We start from the raw sequence: 284 nt of genomic DNA, 5'->3' as shown, positions 1-284 counted from the left end.
GAACAGCTGGAACTGTCCGGTGGCCTGACCTATATGGATCTGTACGACGACGATCTGGGTGTTTACGGCCAGGGTCTGTTTAAACTGACCCCGGTGGTGGATCTGGGCGCCCGCGTTATTGTCGGTGGCGACCGTGATACCTACGGTGTGTTCGGCCGCTACAATTTCTAAGTAGCGTTCAGCACAAAAAAAGCCCGCCGGGTGAAAATCCGACGGGCTTTTTTTGTGACTGGGGCCCGCGTGTTGCCCTGTGTTGATTGCATTTGTAGGAGCGGCGCTTGAGC

This window comes from Alcanivorax sp. UBA3183, assembly GCF_002364155.1.
GTDB lineage: Bacteria > Pseudomonadota > Gammaproteobacteria > Pseudomonadales > Alcanivoracaceae > Alcanivorax > Alcanivorax jadensis.
This window is presented reverse-complemented; position numbering follows the sequence as displayed.